This is a genomic window from Emergencia timonensis, from assembly GCF_900086585.1.
Taxonomy (GTDB): domain Bacteria; phylum Bacillota; class Clostridia; order Peptostreptococcales; family Anaerovoracaceae; genus Senimuribacter; species Senimuribacter timonensis.
This window is the reverse complement of sequence record NZ_FLKM01000008.1, coordinates 1,270,945-1,286,304: the sequence shown is the minus strand read 5'-3', so window position 1 is coordinate 1,286,304 and position 15,360 is coordinate 1,270,945. Positions and strand designations below refer to the sequence as shown.

The following is a 15,360-nucleotide window of genomic DNA, read 5'->3' as shown; positions in this document are numbered from 1 at the left end:
TTATATTTTAGCTAACATTTGTTCGCCTGTCAAGACTTTTTTGATTTCTTTTCTCGTAAATAAAAAACTGTTATGATCGCTAGAGGTGTAATCATAACAGTTTATCTTTTTAAAATTCCTTTTCATTCATCGATTGCATTTTTTCTACGCTGCTCTGGATATCCAGCAGCGAAACCAGAGTGCCCTCCATCTGATACAAGGCTTGTTCCGCCCAAAGGCCGGACATGGTATCGGGATGCAGGGAATCAATTTCCTCTACGTCCTTCTGATCGATGATAAAGGGTTCTTTTGATACTGCCATGGCAAAAAGGCAGTCATTACATCGAATGATAATAAGAATTCTCGCATCAGCCTCTTCAAGGCTGATAACTGGAATAATTTGCCCCTTATAATTGTACATGCCGATATAGTGTGGCGGCAGACAGGGAAAGGGAGAAATATGCACGTCTGCATAAATTTCTGCAATCCACTTCAAGTCCAAGGCATAGTTCTTTTCGCTGCCCGTAATGCAGAGCAGCTCTCTGCTGCTTTTAGAATTCATGAGCGCCCTCCTTCTCAAAGTTGCCGATGACGGTCTCCAGGTCTAAGGCCGCGCAGATATTTCCGTCTCCCATAATGCTGCAGCCGCTGATGCCAGTTGCTTTTCGAAAGCTGCTTCCCAGCAGCGTGGGCAGAGGTCTGACGACAATACGCTTTTGTTCCTGCATGGCATCAGCCACCAGGCAGCCTTCCCGCCTCGTGCCTCTCACATAAATTACAATGGAGTGCTCGGGGACTTCCTCTTCCAGCCCGCATACCTTGCGCAAATTGATCAGCGGAACCATCTTGCCGTCATATAAAACATAGGAGTGACCATCAATTTGGCGGATTTGTTTCTGCTTTTCCTCATACTCCATAAAATTGAATACGTACCGTGCCGGTACGGAAAAGTGATAGGCTCCCACACGGAAACAGGCGCTCTCTATGGTCGACAGCGTTAAAGGCGCCACCATGGTAAATTTACTGCCCACGCCTGCCTGGCTTTCAATATACAGATGCCCGCCGATTTCTTCCATGATGTTGTTTACCACGTCCAGACCGACTCCTCTGCCAGAGTACGCGTTCACCGTCTCGTTGGTAGTAAAGCCTGGTTTCAAAATCAGTTCATAAATCTCCTGCGAGGTGTATTCTGCTTCTGGCTTCACAAGCAGCTCTCGTTCTCTCGCTTTATTGAGGATTTTCTCCTCATCCAGCCCACAGCCGTCGTCACTCAGGGTCAATAGCAGTTCGCCCACCGTGCTTTCCACCTGAAAGACAATTTTGCCTTTCTTCTCTTTACCCAGATCCTGGCGCACCTGGCCAGACTCGATGCCATGGTCAACGGCATTGCGAATCAAGTGCATTAAGGCCTCTGAACAGCACTCTACTATACTCTTATCCGCTTCGATATCGCCGCAGTTTATGACGAGTTCTGCTTCTTTCCCTTCATCCCTGCAAATATCTCTGAGAATCCTGCGCAGCTTCGGTACGATCCGGTTGACAGGCCGCATGCGCATTTCCATGACGGTCCGCTCCATTTCACTGATTAATAGATTGATCTGACGGGCGGTCCCCTCCCTGATATCTTCCAGTCCGTTTTTACGAAGCGCTTCTTCTAAGACCAGCATTTGGATGACCATTTCACAAGAAAGATTCTGCATCTTGTCCAGCTTTTCCGCCTTCACATCTAAAAATTCAGTTTCTCTGGTTTCCTGCTGCTTCTTTGTCTGTGATTCCTGCGGGATCAACTCTTCTGTCGACTCTTCCGGCTCTTCCTCATCAGCAATCAATATCACGCGGTTGACAAACAGGCCTTTTTCCATCAACTCCAAAACTTCTGTTTTCTGATCACTGGTGAAGCAGATATAAAGCCCCTCTTCTCCGATAAAGGCGCTGCTCTCACTAGAGTGCTCCAGATCAGGCGGATAAGTCTCCAAATCAGAGCATAATCCGCGAATCTGCCGAATCAGCATAAAGGCTCTGACATTTTCCAAACGGCAACCCTGTTCGAAAATGACATTCACTATGGTACCGGATTTTCCATCAAAGTAGTCGCACTTCTGCGGATCCTCCTGTTGTGGTTCCACGATCTGCTCTTTTTTCTGCTCATCACAGCAGAACTGTTCCCAATACTCTTCCGCCTGCTTTTCAATTCGCTTTATATCTGACGGTACATATTCTTCCGCCTCCATCCGTTCCATTTCGGCTGTAATGTGATCCGAAACCAGAAACATCAGATCGAATATTTCCTGTTCTGGATTTTCTATGGTTCCGATCTCTTCTCGATAGTAGGCAAAGATGTCTTCCAGCTTATGGGCAAGAGCGGAAAGCTGTGTCAGGCCCATCATGGCAGAAGAACTCTTGATCGTATGCATGACACGAAAAATGCCGTGAATATCCTCTTCAGCAAATCGATTGTTCTTCTCCGCTTCCATCAGACAGTTATTCAGCTGCTCTGTCAGTTGTCTGGTCTCCAGCAAATAGACCTCCAGCATTTCGCGGGCATCTTCATCAAAATAACTCATTTATTTCTCCATTTACTAAATCTTTTCATACCAGATGCTGCAGTTTTTTCCCCTGCGTTTTCCTTCGTAGAGGGCCTTATCCGCAAAGTTGATGCTGTTCTCGATGCCTTCGTTTTCATTGTATGCATGCAGTCCCAAGGTAACGGTACACGAAAACTCTCCATTTTCATGAAAGAACCGAAACTGCTCTACTTCTTTACGAATTTGTTCGCTGATTGCAAAAGCTTCCTCCTCTGTAACGGATAGCAGAATGATTAAAAACTCTTCTCCGCCCCAGCGAATCACCCGGTGTTTACGGCATGCCCCTTCCAAAATATTGGCGATGCAGACCAATGTCGTATCCCCCACTTCATGACCATACGTATCGTTGACTTTTTTAAAATCGTCGATATCAGAGAGAATCACCACATTTTTCAATTCTTCCCGTTTTATATCCCGCATGTCCTCAACCAGCTCGCTGATGACATATCTGCGGTTATAAAGTCCCGTCAAGCCGTCTCGAAAGGCCATATAATTCAGCTTTTCCATATTTGTACGCAGTTCTTTATTCTGTTGATTTAGTTCGTCCTTCTGTCTTTTCATCTGCAGATGCGCCAAGACTCTGGACTTCAACTCCGCCGGTACAAAGGGTTTCTTAATATAATCACAAGCGCCCATGGTGAAACCTTTTACCACATCTTCGTCTGTCGCTTTAGATGTCAGAAACAAAATCACCGCGTCATTTTGATCTCGTTCTCTCAGTCTGTGAAATAATTCATAGCCGTCTGCATCGGGAAGAACGACGTCAAGCAAAATCAGATCAGGCTGATACTGTTCAATCAGTTCCTCTGCCTCTCCGCCAGTGTGTGCTTCGCAGATAAAATATGGCTCATCCTTTAAGGCCATCTTCACTTGTTTACATATTAAAAGACTGTCGTCTACGACCATCACAATCTGTTTTTTCTTTTCATCCATCTCTTACCTCCGCTACTATAACTCGATTGAAGGGTGCTTGGCCGCTTCAACTCTCACCCTGCCGTCTTCGGCAGTAAACCAAACTGTTCTTCCATAATCACTGCCTGTATCTTCCGCCAAAAGAGGAATTCCTTCTGCCGCAAGGATTTTCTTAGCCATCTGAATGTTCTTCTTACCGATGTCCCATTCATAATTTATGGTCTGAAACATCTGCGCGCCTCCCACCAGCTTTGCAGTCAGTCGGGATTTCTTTGCCCCGCAGCTGCACATTTGGTCGATCAGACGTCTGATGCCTTGGTCTGCATACCGATACTGCTGCTCTGCAGCCGTGACCTCGCCGCCTTTTTTTGCTGGCAGCACGGCGTGGACCATTCCCGCTATCTTAATTTCTTTATCATAGAGACAGACCCCGATGCACGAACCCAAGGCATAGCTGACTAAAGTCTGTCCCGCTGCGGCTGTGTTTCCGTCTCCAATCTGTACCAAAATCTTATTCATCACTTCCCAATCCCCAGCTTCATCAGAATCGGTTCCAGACATTCCGGATCTGGAAAAAACAGAATACGACCGGAAAAAGAATGGTGATTAATTTGAAATTGATTTTCTATCAGTAAGATGTCTGCGCTTTTGCTCATTATTCTTGCCAACGGCACACTGAGGATAGCGCCTCCCATATCGACACAGATCTCCGGGACAGAAACATCAATATCCATATCCATGAGAGCCGAAAGCGCTCTGATGTATGAACCGCACATGATATTGCCCAGCTCGCTGAGCAGTGAACGTTCCAAATCGTCTAATTCTAAAATGTTCCGCTCACGTTTTTCTAAGATTTCATCTAAAACAATGTTGGTAAAGCTTTCGTTGAGAAAGAATAAAAACATTCCCGTAATCTCACCTTTTATTTCTACCAATATACCTGTTTCCACTTCCTGCGACTGTTCCAGCAAGGTATAAATCTCCTGCACCTGTGCCAGATGCAGGGAGGGAGATGAAATATCCAAGGGGATCCCCATCATCTGGGCCAGAGAGGTAATGGCATTGCCAGTACCGATATTGCCCAGCTCTTTCAGTATGTCTGCTGACATTTCGTCCATCTCTGCGTAGCTCTTCATCTCTGACTCCTTTATATTTCAAACTGCTCTACTAACGACTTCAAGAGCTGCGCCTGAGCGGATAGCTCCTCGCTGGCAGCAGCGCTTTCCTGTGACGTAGCGGAGTTTCCCTGCACGATATCCGAAATCATCTCCACATTCCTTCTGATCTGGACGATGGCATTCGCCTGCTGCGTAAAGGTTTCAGCAATTTCATTGACCATCTTCGTTGCCGTTTTAGCACCTTCTACGGATTTTGTCAGGCCGTCCGCAGTTTCGTTTACGATGGTAATTCCCTTATTGACCACGTTGGCATTGCGGTCAATCAGTTCGGCCGTCATCTTGGCCGCCTCGGTGGTCTTGGTTGCCAGTCGTCTCACTTCACCTGCCACTACTGAAAATCCTCTGCCCGCCTCGCCGGCTCTCGCCGCCTCGACCGAAGCGTTTAAGGCCAGGATATTGGTCTGGAATGCAATATTTTCAATTTCTTTGAGGATACTTGTGATTTCTTTTGAGTTCTCCTTGATTTCATAGATAGACTCGGTCAAAATTGTCATCTGATCGTTGCTATCGTAGATTTTTTTGGATACCTTTTCCGTCAATTCACTGGATTTCTCTGATTTCTCTGCGCTTTCCTTTGCGTTTTCTGCGATTTCATTGATGCTTACCGCTAGCTCTTCAATAGATCCAGCCTGCTCAGAAGCGCCCTGGGCCAAAACCTGCGCCCCGCTGGACACCTGTTCCGCTCCGCTGGATACTTGTTCCGCGCTGTTAGTGATCTGGCCCATGGCATCACGCAAAAGCGCTCCAATTTCATTCATGGTATTCCCCACAGCGACAAAATCACCTACGAATTTCACATCGCTGTGATAGTTTAATTTCCCATTTCCAAGGGCTTCCATACCCTTGCGTATTTCAGTCACATATAAAGAGAGGGCTGCCGCCGTATTTCGGATGTCCTCACAAAGCTGTCCTAACTCATTTTTGTTGGTATAAGAGAGCTGGATATCCAATTCACCGTTGGCAATGCTGGCCGATGCGTTCTTCAATTCCTTAATTGGATTTACAATACTGCGTGTCATAGTAATACACAGAATAATCGTGGCGAAAATGCAGATCACCGAAATAATAATCAAAACAAGTAAGACACCTGCAGCCTGGTTCTGAACCGATGCCAGAGTCTCTTCTGCATCGATAGAAGCTGCTTCGACAACGTCTTTCAGTAAATCTGTCACGATGCCGGACTGTTCTTCATATTCGGTGAGGCAGATTTCAAGGGCTTTCTGTTTATTGCCTTTCTCCAGATAATCGATAATTTTCGCTCTCGGTGCCGCCAATTTCTCATACTCAATTAGCAGCTGATCCACTTTTCCCTGGCCGCTGATATAACCAGTGGATAGTTTCTCTAAGCCGTCATCGATTTGTGACAGCCGATCGTTGATATCAGCCAGCTTTGCATCCTCATCAATATCTGTCGAATCCGATAGAAGCAGCAAATTGCGTCGGTTGCACTCTAAGTCATATCGAATCTCCTGCGAATTTTCAACGTTGGCGAAGGGACCATTGTACAAGTCTTCCGTGCTTTTTGCTAAGCTCTTGATATTGGTTCCGGCAGTAATCATTGTGATGCTGTATAGTATAATGATAATAGCAAAAGCTGCCATCAGTTTTTTTCCAATCTTCAGGTTTTTTATCCAATCTTTCATCTGCGGTATCCTCTCATTCTTCTTAAACCAAGTGGTAATCAATCACTCTACAAAATTCTTCTTTCTTAAAGGGCTTCACGATAAAATCTACCGCGCCGGCTTCCAAGGCTTTTTGAATCATCATCTCCTGTCCGATTGCAGAGCACATGACGACCTTTAATTGAGGATTTTCATCGTGAATTTCCTCTAAAACTTCAATGCCAGATTTGCCCGGCATTGTGATGTCCAGTATGATCAGATCTGGCTGATGCTCTCTGAAGGAGAGCAGTGCTTCTTCTCCGTCCTGGGCTTCAAAAATATGCTGGTACCCCATCTCGCTTAATGTCTTGCGTATGACGCTTCTCATAAACATGGCATCATCTACAATCAAAATCTTCTTATCCATATGCGCTCCTATTTCTTCTAAATTCTTTGGTATACCGCCGGAAAGACTGGCTCTAGTTTTGTATCCTCCCGTGAAAGGAGTTCCGCATGACCCAGAATCAAATAACCGCCCGGATTCAAGCTGTTTTCGAATTTCCTGATCAGTTTTCCCTTCGCTTCCCGGTCAAAATAAATCATCACATTGCGGCAGAAAATCAAATCGTACTTGACCGCTCCCTCAGGCTGCATCAAATTTTCTTTTCGAAAGTGAATCCAACTGCGAAGATTTCGATCCACCTGAAAGCTCTTCTCTCCCACTTTTTTGCAATACCGTTCTCTCCACGGCTTCGGTATTCGCTCCAGCTCCTCAATAGGATAGATTCCCTCCTCCGCCTCCCTGAGAACGGATTTGGATATGTCTGTCGCTTTGATACTGATCTTCGGCAGTGCGCCTGCTCTTTTATCTCTAAAATCTGCAACAGCCATAGCCATGGAATAGCATTCCTCGCCTGTGGAACAGCCTGCGCACCAGATATTGCAAACGCCCATGCGAATTCTATCAAAGATATCTGGCAGTATTTTCTCCTGAAGCAGATCAAAGTGAGCAGGTTCCCTCAGAAAATAAGTGTAGTTTGTTGTAAGACAATCCACCATTTCTGCTGCCGCCTGTCCGCTGCGGTCTTTTTTCACCATATCCATATACCCGTCAAAAGACTCTATCCCATGATTTTTCAAGGGCTTTGCAAGCCTGCATTCAATCAGGGTTTTTTTCTTGCTCAAATTAATTCCGAAGTGTTCTTTCATGTATTCCACGATTTCTAAATATTCAGCCTCACTTAATCTAATCACACTTCATCACCCACAATCCAGGGGCAATCCCCTTTGCATTTTCATCCAACTCCTCAATTTCACCTAGAATTTCTTCTACTAATATGCCATTTAAAATACTCGGCTCATTAGCCAGCAAGACGCCGATACGCCCCGGGCGTTGCTGATCAGTCTGATAGAAGACGACCGCCTTATCCTGGTAAAAAGAGATGCCTCGAATATTGTCGTTCGTTTCTGGTATTTCACTAATCAGAGGGTCCATTACCAGGGTGATAAGTTTCTCTTTTTCCAACGCATAGATTTCGTCGCCGTTTCTAGCAGTCTGCCATTTCATTTGCCGCCTCCATCTCCATATGCAAAAAAGAAGGCTCCAAAAGAAAGGCGGCCTCAAATGGATACGCTTCGTTCTTATTTTGGATTACGGCCTTCAGATAGCGGTTTCTCTCATTTAAAACCGATTCCTCCAGTTTGGTAAAACGGTACTGATCCAGGGTTTCGATGCCCAATACCTCTTCTGCCGCCAAGCAGAGTTCTTTACCATCTAATCCGAGAACGACTTGGTACCTCTCTATAGGTCCGTCTTTATGAAGTCTTCTTGAAAAATTAAATTCTTTTGTTGTCGTCTGTTCTGCTGTTCTTTCCCGCACTTGTTTTACATAACACAGAGGGAGCAGAAAATAGCTGCCTCCTCCTAAAAAAAGCAAGTATAAATCGTCTATGTAGTCTTCCATGCTAAATCCTTCAAATATGATATGCTGCTCTTCTAATCATATATTATTTTACAACAGAATACAAGGAGGATCTTACTTTAACTTTCCCATTTGTTCCGCCCAGTAGCCCCACATCTCAGTGAGCAGTTTTCTTGCCGCAAACATGGCGGTCAGTGATGGGTCTAAGGCCGGCGCTACCTCTACGATATCAAAGCCGATGATGTTCAGGCTGCGGAACAATGTCTCCAGCAGTGTCAGACACATTCTCGGTGTCAAACCGCCAAACTGCGGCGTTCCAGTCCCTGCCGCATACCCAGGATCTAAGGCGTCGATATCAAAAGTCAGATAGACTTTATCATATTTGCTCATGGCTGCAACGCAGTCTGCGGCTACAAACTCAATGCTGTCACGAAAACAATCGTAAGCAGTCTTTACCTGTATGTCATTCTTCGCTTTGAACGCAAATTCATCTGGTTCAATGGAGCGGATTCCGATAAAATAAAGGTTTTCCGGTCCGCCGATGTTGTTCATCTCCAATGCTCTTCTCTCTGTCGAGCCGTGTGACAGCTTATCACCGTACAGCGCGTCGCAGAGGTCAAAGTGAGCGTCGATATGTATGATACCGAACTCCTCATCGAGGGCTTTGTTCACACCCCGCTCTACCGGGATCGTAACGGAATGATCGCCGCCCACCATGGAAAATTTTATGCCTTTACGCACCAAATCCGCTACATAATCCTCTATTTCGGCAAACATCTCGTCTCTGTCGGCATCACAAAAATTTCCAGCGTCCAAGACTTTCAGTTCCTCTATGGATTGTAATTTTTCAGTGTACGGCGTTGATGTGAAAGCGTTCTGCCTCAGACAGTCGGGACCTTCGGCTGCACCACCTCTGTAGCTGACTCCTTTATCATAGGGAATCCCAAAAATTACAATATCTACATCTTCCTCACTACAATCTGGCTGGTTCAGATTACACCAAGCCTCTTTGTCGAGGGCAAATTGGTCTTTCTTTAACATACATACCTCCCATTACAGGTCAAACCTGACTTTTTACTTACTATCATTATAAGGGACTAACCGTCCAAAATCAACTGATCAATCAATGTTGAAAAAATGCTTCGCATTCTCACATGTAATCCGGGCGGCTTCCTCATAGGTGATGCCTTTGATCTCCGCCACTTTGCGGGTCGTATACTCCACATAAGGCGATTTGTTCGGTCTGCCGCGGAAAGGCTCCGGCGTCAGATAGGGCGCGTCGGTTTCCACCAGTAAAAATTCCATTGGAATCGTCTCCACTACTTCTTTCGTCCTGCGGTTGTTCTTAAAGGTAACTGGCCCGCAGATGGAAAGGGTCGCTCCCAGCTTTACATACTGGTTCGCCAATTCCTTGCTGCTTGAGAAACAGTGAAGCAGCACCCGGCTGTCAGCCAGCTCTTTGCCTTCAGGCCCTCTGCGCTTTGGAAACCAACTCTGCCGCTCAGCAGAAAAAGCGCCTTCTTCTTTGAGTATGGCCATGGTATCCTGATCGGCTTCTCTTGTGTGGATGACAATCGGCATTTTTAACTGGTTAGCAAGCTGGATCTGCCGTCGAAACCAAAACTGCTGTACGTCTCTTTCTGAATGGTCATAATAATAGTCGAGGCCGATCTCGCCGATGGCCTTCACCTTATCTTTTTTTGCCAGCCCTCCGATCAGTTCTAAGGTCATGTCGTCCATGTTTTTCGCATCGTGGGGATGAAACCCGACGACCGCGTAACACCAGTCGTTCTCCTGGGCATCTTTGACAGCCTGCACAGAAGAGGCCAGATCAAATCCGATGTCCATGGCATAAGATACATCGGAAGCAGCGATTTCCGCAATCAGCGCCGCCCGCTGCTCATCAGTGTAATTTTCGTTGTTGATATGTGTATGAGAGTCAAATAACATTGGTCACTCCTTTTTAAAAAACAGGGCCTGTCTTCATTTCAGGCCCTGTGAGTTGATCGTTTATAGATAACTGGAAAAGCACCTCTGTGCCTTGGTACCATAGACCGCGAGGTCACAGATGAATTTAACAAGTATTAGTCTACGACGACGCCGTCTTCCGCAACAGTCGTCATAATTTCGCATCTGCCGCCGTTTTCGGCAAACATAATCATACCCTTGGATTCCAGCCCTCTCAGCTTTCTCGGCTTCAGGTTGGCTACGATGAGCACCTTCTTTCCGACAAGGTCTTCTGGTTTGAAGTCTTCAGCAACGCCAGAGATGATCTGCCGTCTTTCTGTCCCCATCTTGATCTGGAACACCAGCAGCTTATCTGCTTTAGGATGTTTCTCCGCCTTTTCGATGAGGCCGACTCTGAAGTCAATCTTATCAAAGTCCTCGTACTCGATTTCCGGCTTCAGTTCCAGCGGAATGTTCTCGTCCTCCGGTTCCTGACCTTCTTTCTGCATCGCGTCAAGTTCTTCCAGCTCTTTCTCGATATCCAGTCTCGGGAAAATGGCTTCGCCCTTCTTCACCTGTTCCTGATACATCATATTAAATTCAAATGCGTCTTCCCAGACAACATCGGCATACCAAAGTCCCATCTGCTTCCTGATCTTCTCAGATGTGGTGTGCATAAACGGATGGATCAGAATGGAGATAATTCGTAAGGATTCTGCCAGATTGTGCAGACAGGTATCCAGTTCCGGCTTCTTCGCTTCATCCTTGGCAAGAATCCAAGGCGCTTTTTCATCGATATATTTGTTTGCTCTTCTGACGACGATCCAGATTTCCTCCAGGGCCATGTTAAATGCGAATTTATCCATCTGGGTTTCTACCTTTGCCGCTGCGCCGGTAGCAATGGCCTTCAAATCCTTATCGAAATCGTCTTCGCCGTGAGATTCAGGCACGATACCTGCGCAGTATTTTTCAATCATGGAGGCCGTTCTCGACACCAGATTGCCCAGGTCGTTAGCCAGGTCGTAGTTCATCCTCTTCAGCATCACTTCGTTGGTGAATACGCCATCCTGACCAAAGGTGTACTCTCTGAGCAGGAAGTATTTGAGGGCGTCGATGCCGTATCTGTCAATCAGTTTGACTGGATCGACTACGTTGCCCTTTGACTTGCTCATCTTGCCGCCTTCCAAAAGCAGCCAGCCGTGTCCCAGCACGTGCTTTGGAATTGGAATATCCAGGGACATCAGCATTGCCGGCCAGATGATGGAATGGAATCTGACGATTTCCTTGCCCACCAGGTGCACATTTGCCGGCCAGTATTTTTCGAAAAGCGCTGGATCGTCAGGATACCCCAGTGCAGTGATATAGTTGGTCAATGCGTCTAGCCATACGTAGATGACGTGTTTCTCATCGATTGGCACTGGAATTCCCCAATCAAAGGTAGATCTGGAAATGCAGAGATCGTCAAGACCCTGTTTGATGAAACCCAGCATCTCGTTTCTTCTAGTCTCCGGCTCCAGGAAGTTAGTATTCTCTAAAAGGTCAATCAGCTTGTCCTGATACTTGGAAAGCTTAAAGAAATAGGCTTCTTCTTTTGCTTTCTGCACTGGTCTGCCGCAATCCGGACAACAGCCGTCAGCTAACTGGCTCTCTGTCCAAAATGATTCGCAAGGCGTACAGTACATGCCCTCATACTCGCCTTTGTAGATGTCGCCTTTTTCGTACATTTTATTGAATATGGCCTGTACCCGCTGTACGTGTCTGTCCTCTGTGGTCCTAATGAAATCATCGTAAGAGATTTCCATGGTCTTCCAGAGGTCTTTGATGCCGGCGACGACGCCGTCTACGTATTCCTGCGGGCTTACGCCTTTTTCTTCTGCAATGGTTTGGATTTTCTGTCCGTGTTCATCTGTACCAGTCAAAAATCTTACGTCATAACCAGAAAGTCTTTTAAATCTAGCCATAGCATCCGCCATGACGGTACAATACGTATGTCCTATATGAAGATTGGAGCTTGGATAATAGATCGGGGTTGTAATATAATAAGTACCCTTTTTCTCTGTCATTTTCAAATCATTCCTTTCGTCTCCTGCGCCGAATGGGGCGAGGTAGTTTGTATCTTTTTAGGATACCACATTTTGCAAGGTTTAGTCAACGTTTGAAGAAAGCTTACAAGCTGAAATCTTAAAATTAGTATGATCAGCACCCATCCACTGAAAAGTGTAGACCGCAGCAGACATTGACATGGGTTTTTATCAACCAAAAAGGGACTGTCTGCACAGTCCCTTTCATGTATCAACTACATAATTATTTAGCGGTTCTGATCGCCTTGCTCGACCACTTGGTGTAGACCTTTACGCCATCAATCGTTCTGACGCCTCTCACCTTGTAGTAGTATCTCGTCCCTTTTTTCAGAGCTTTTGTGTTCTTGTAGCTCTTCTGGGTTCCACTCTTGGTGGTGTAGAATGCCTTTGTTCCATATCCGCTGTTTTTCTTCGTCGATCTGAACACCTGGAAGTAGTCCACCTTGTATCCGTAGCTCTTCTTCCACTTGATGGTGATGGAGCCCTTCTTCGCAGTGGAAGATGCCTTGAGTGTCGTGGCCTTCACGCCTGCCTTCAGTCTGTCATTCTTCGCCTTTTCCTGCTCCCTGATGACCTTGTCAGCCTCTTCAGCCGTCATGACTGCATAGGTTGAGAAATGGCCGGTCGTGAAGGTATAGGTGCCGTCGGCATTCTTCACGCCGCTGACCTTGGTGTAATTGCCTTTCTCATCGATGTAGACGCATACGACCTCCTTGTCCTTCAGGGCTGCCGGAAGTGCAACCGTCACCTTCACGCTGCCTCCCTTGAAGTCGGTGACGTTCCCGTTGTCTGTGACGACCTTCAGCTCCACCTGGACCTGGCTGTCGTCTTCCTTGACCTTGTCGACGACGATGGTGACGCTGCCCGTCTTTGCCTGGTCAGCCACAGCTTCTGCCGCTTTCTGATCCAGTACCACTTCCGCAGCGTCGGTCCTGATGACCACGTCTGCGTCAGTCTTCTCGACGATGGATTTGACGGTCTCTGCCGGCAGGCTGACTTCCGCAGTCTTGGCATCCCCCTTTGTCGTCGCATCGACGATGACCTGTTCGGATTTGTTTTCAACTGCCTTGTCGACCAGCTTGTCAGCAGTGGCCTTGTCCACCGTGGCAGTGGCCTTGCCGTCTGTGCCGGTTGAGGTCTCCACGTCTGCAGTCGTCGTCTTGTCACCAGGGTTGCTGGTTACGTTGTCATCCGGTGTCGGCGTTGGTGTCGGCGTTGGGGTATTTGCGTTTGTCACAGTGAATGTCTCCTCATTACTTGCAACAACTGTATCTGGATCCTCAGCCTTTACAATTTGATATTTAATTGTGTAGGTCCCTGCTTCTTTGAATGCTACTCTAAATCTGCTTGTTGCATTTACCAATGGGAACCCATCACTCGATCCGAAATTGCCTTCCAGCTTGTTCCATGTACCACTTGTTGACTCATAATACTCACATGATGCTAATTTATCCATTGCATCCTTACCGTCTTTTGTCAATGTTGCATTTCCAACAACCATTACTGTATCAGCAAGTGGTAAATTTGTAATTGTGCTTATTTCAAATTCGCCTTTTTCATTGACTACGAAATTAGGTAATTTAATGTTAATGGAGTTAGTTATTTTCTCAACATCAAATGTGTTGTCATCCTTCTTCACACTTACAAAGCCTGGAAGAAGAAATTCTTTAGGATCAGAGGAAAAATTGCCGCCATCTATTGTAACGTAATCTTTTGCATTAGTCCACACAGATGCTTTTCCACCCTGCCAAGTATATGCAAGTACTGCTTCATTCTTCGTAGACTTTATGGTCCCTCCACTTATCTTAATAGATGGTACTCCACTATATCCTGGGCGATTGACAACTGAGATACCTGATCCATCTGACACTGCTCCATCACCAGTTTTTCCTTCTCTTTCATCCTCACCCGTTCCAATGATAGAGCCTCCATTCATGTTGACTACAGACAAATTGCCTGAGCACATTTGCAGTCCTGTAGATCCCTGAATGATTCCACCAGAAACATTTATAGTGCCTTTTTGTGGATGATAAATGCCACAAGCCGCGGGGTCATTACTTATAACCGCTCCACCTTTAATAGAAATTTCCGTGTCATTTTCATTTAATCCATTTCCTGCAAGGCCGTACCACTCTCCTTTAAGTGTTCCAGCTTCCAGTATAAATTTTGAGTTTTTGAATGTTCCAATAGCGCACTGGTACCCAAAAATTTCACCTGCCTTATTCTCACTGCTATCAGTAACAGTAAGACTGCAACTTTCTAACCGAATTGGGCATGCTGTCTTTGAGATATTATCTCCAATTAAACTTTGACTAATCTTAAATCCATTTAAATCAAGCGTATAAGTTCCGCTGTTAATCAGAACTCTGTCTTCTTCGGTCTCAATAGTAACATCAGCCAACAGTTTCACTGTTTTACCACTATTTTCCACGGCAAATGCATCCTTTAGGTTAGTGTACATATTACCATCTACCTGTGCAACATTTGTTGAATTCTCTGTAGGTGTTGGCCCCACATTATCACCTTCTGTTGCAAAAGCCATCATCGGCATGTAACACATGACCATGATCAATGACATCAACACGACAGCGGTTTTTTTCATTTTTGTTTTCATCCCCTCATTCCTTTCTTATTATTATAAAAGTTTTGAATTCTGTATGCCGAAATGGACATACAAAATGAATGGAGATGCTGATTTTCCTTAGCGATAGAAGGCTAGCTGGAGGACAGCTTGTCCGCGTTCCTATCATAATTTTCAGTCATCTCTTCTTTTCATTATAGTCGCTTTATCGACTATAGTCAAGAAGCCGAATTCAAAATATACTTTTCTGTAGAAGGAAAAGACTGGAGGACGCATGATTACTTACAAGCCATTTTGGGAGACACTTAAGAAAAAAAGTATCAGTACATACGCTCTTATTAATAAGCACGGGGTCAGCAGTTCTACGATTAACCGCCTGCGTCACGATGAACCACTGAGCACTATGACAATCAATGATTTGTGCACCTTTCTGCACTGTGGTGTCAACGACATCCTTCAGTATATTCCTGATGCAGAAGCCGAAGAAGGACATTCTGCCTGACCTGCAAAGGCTTTGCTGCAAACTACAATTTGTTTCCTCTTATCGTATTCAAAATATAAAGGAGGCGCCTCA

Annotated in this window: 15 protein-coding genes; 1 reads left to right on the top strand and 14 read right to left on the bottom strand. The window is 45.7% G+C overall.

Going from position 1 to position 15,360, the window contains the following annotated elements; translation table 11 throughout:
• Positions 1-109: 109 nt before the first annotated feature.
• The 14 genes from BN6539_RS07300 to BN6539_RS07235 all read right to left on the bottom strand — a co-directional run bounded on the left by BN6539_RS07300 (position 110) and on the right by BN6539_RS07235 (position 14,819).
• On the bottom strand, positions 110-541 hold the full coding sequence (locus tag BN6539_RS07300; RefSeq protein WP_067535912.1) for a chemotaxis protein CheW: 432 nt from the start codon (positions 539-541) through the stop codon (positions 110-112).
• Complete coding sequence (locus BN6539_RS07295) at positions 531-2,543, bottom strand: chemotaxis protein CheA (RefSeq protein WP_067535911.1); 2,013 nt, start codon at positions 2,541-2,543, stop codon at positions 531-533. The genes BN6539_RS07300 and BN6539_RS07295 overlap by 11 nt, the downstream gene beginning before the upstream one ends.
• Positions 2,544-2,558: 15 nt before the next feature.
• Complete coding sequence (locus BN6539_RS07290) at positions 2,559-3,497, bottom strand: GGDEF domain-containing response regulator (protein ID WP_067535910.1); 939 nt, start codon at positions 3,495-3,497, stop codon at positions 2,559-2,561.
• A gap of 15 nt (positions 3,498-3,512) precedes the next feature.
• The gene (locus BN6539_RS07285; protein WP_067535906.1) at positions 3,513-3,995 is read right to left on the bottom strand and encodes a chemotaxis protein CheD; all 483 of its coding nucleotides are present in this window, start codon (positions 3,993-3,995) and stop codon (positions 3,513-3,515) included.
• A complete protein-coding gene (locus BN6539_RS07280) occupies positions 3,995-4,612 on the bottom strand; it encodes a chemotaxis protein CheC (RefSeq protein ID WP_067535902.1) in 618 nt (205 codons plus the stop codon). Before BN6539_RS07280 ends, BN6539_RS07285 begins: the two co-directional genes overlap by 1 nt.
• A gap of 11 nt (positions 4,613-4,623) precedes the next feature.
• The gene (locus BN6539_RS07275) at positions 4,624-6,297 is read right to left on the bottom strand and encodes a methyl-accepting chemotaxis protein (RefSeq protein WP_067535899.1); all 1,674 of its coding nucleotides are present in this window, start codon (positions 6,295-6,297) and stop codon (positions 4,624-4,626) included.
• Between the two features lie 22 nt (positions 6,298-6,319).
• Positions 6,320-6,682, bottom strand: coding sequence for a response regulator (locus BN6539_RS07270; RefSeq protein ID WP_067535889.1), 363 nt, complete (start codon positions 6,680-6,682; stop codon positions 6,320-6,322).
• Positions 6,683-6,699: 17 nt separating this feature from the next.
• Positions 6,700-7,509: a CheR family methyltransferase gene (locus BN6539_RS07265; protein ID WP_067535886.1), complete on the bottom strand. Its 810-nt coding sequence runs from the start codon at positions 7,507-7,509 to the stop codon at positions 6,700-6,702.
• Entirely contained in the window at positions 7,502-7,822 is a 321-nt protein-coding gene (locus BN6539_RS07260) for a hypothetical protein (RefSeq protein ID WP_067535885.1), read from the bottom strand. Before BN6539_RS07260 ends, BN6539_RS07265 begins: the two co-directional genes overlap by 8 nt.
• Complete coding sequence (locus tag BN6539_RS07255; protein WP_067535884.1) at positions 7,803-8,219, bottom strand: hypothetical protein; 417 nt, start codon at positions 8,217-8,219, stop codon at positions 7,803-7,805. The genes BN6539_RS07260 and BN6539_RS07255 overlap by 20 nt, the downstream gene beginning before the upstream one ends.
• A gap of 72 nt (positions 8,220-8,291) precedes the next feature.
• Positions 8,292-9,218 (bottom strand): agmatinase, encoded by a 927-nt coding sequence (gene speB, locus BN6539_RS07250; RefSeq protein WP_067535881.1) that lies wholly within the window; start codon positions 9,216-9,218, stop codon positions 8,292-8,294.
• Between the two features lie 78 nt (positions 9,219-9,296).
• Positions 9,297-10,127: a TatD family hydrolase gene (locus tag BN6539_RS07245; RefSeq protein WP_067535876.1), complete on the bottom strand. Its 831-nt coding sequence runs from the start codon at positions 10,125-10,127 to the stop codon at positions 9,297-9,299.
• Between the two features lie 134 nt (positions 10,128-10,261).
• On the bottom strand, positions 10,262-12,187 hold the full coding sequence (gene metG / locus BN6539_RS07240) for a methionine--tRNA ligase (RefSeq protein WP_067535873.1): 1,926 nt from the start codon (positions 12,185-12,187) through the stop codon (positions 10,262-10,264).
• A 241-nt stretch (positions 12,188-12,428) separates the two neighbouring features.
• Positions 12,429-14,819, bottom strand: coding sequence for a hypothetical protein (locus BN6539_RS07235; RefSeq protein ID WP_067535870.1), 2,391 nt, complete (start codon positions 14,817-14,819; stop codon positions 12,429-12,431).
• A gap of 241 nt (positions 14,820-15,060) precedes the next feature.
• Here BN6539_RS07235 and BN6539_RS07230 point away from each other — a divergent pair, with 241 nt between their 5' ends.
• The gene (locus BN6539_RS07230; protein WP_067535867.1) at positions 15,061-15,288 is read left to right on the top strand and encodes a helix-turn-helix domain-containing protein; all 228 of its coding nucleotides are present in this window, start codon (positions 15,061-15,063) and stop codon (positions 15,286-15,288) included.
• Positions 15,289-15,360 lie beyond the last annotated feature (72 nt).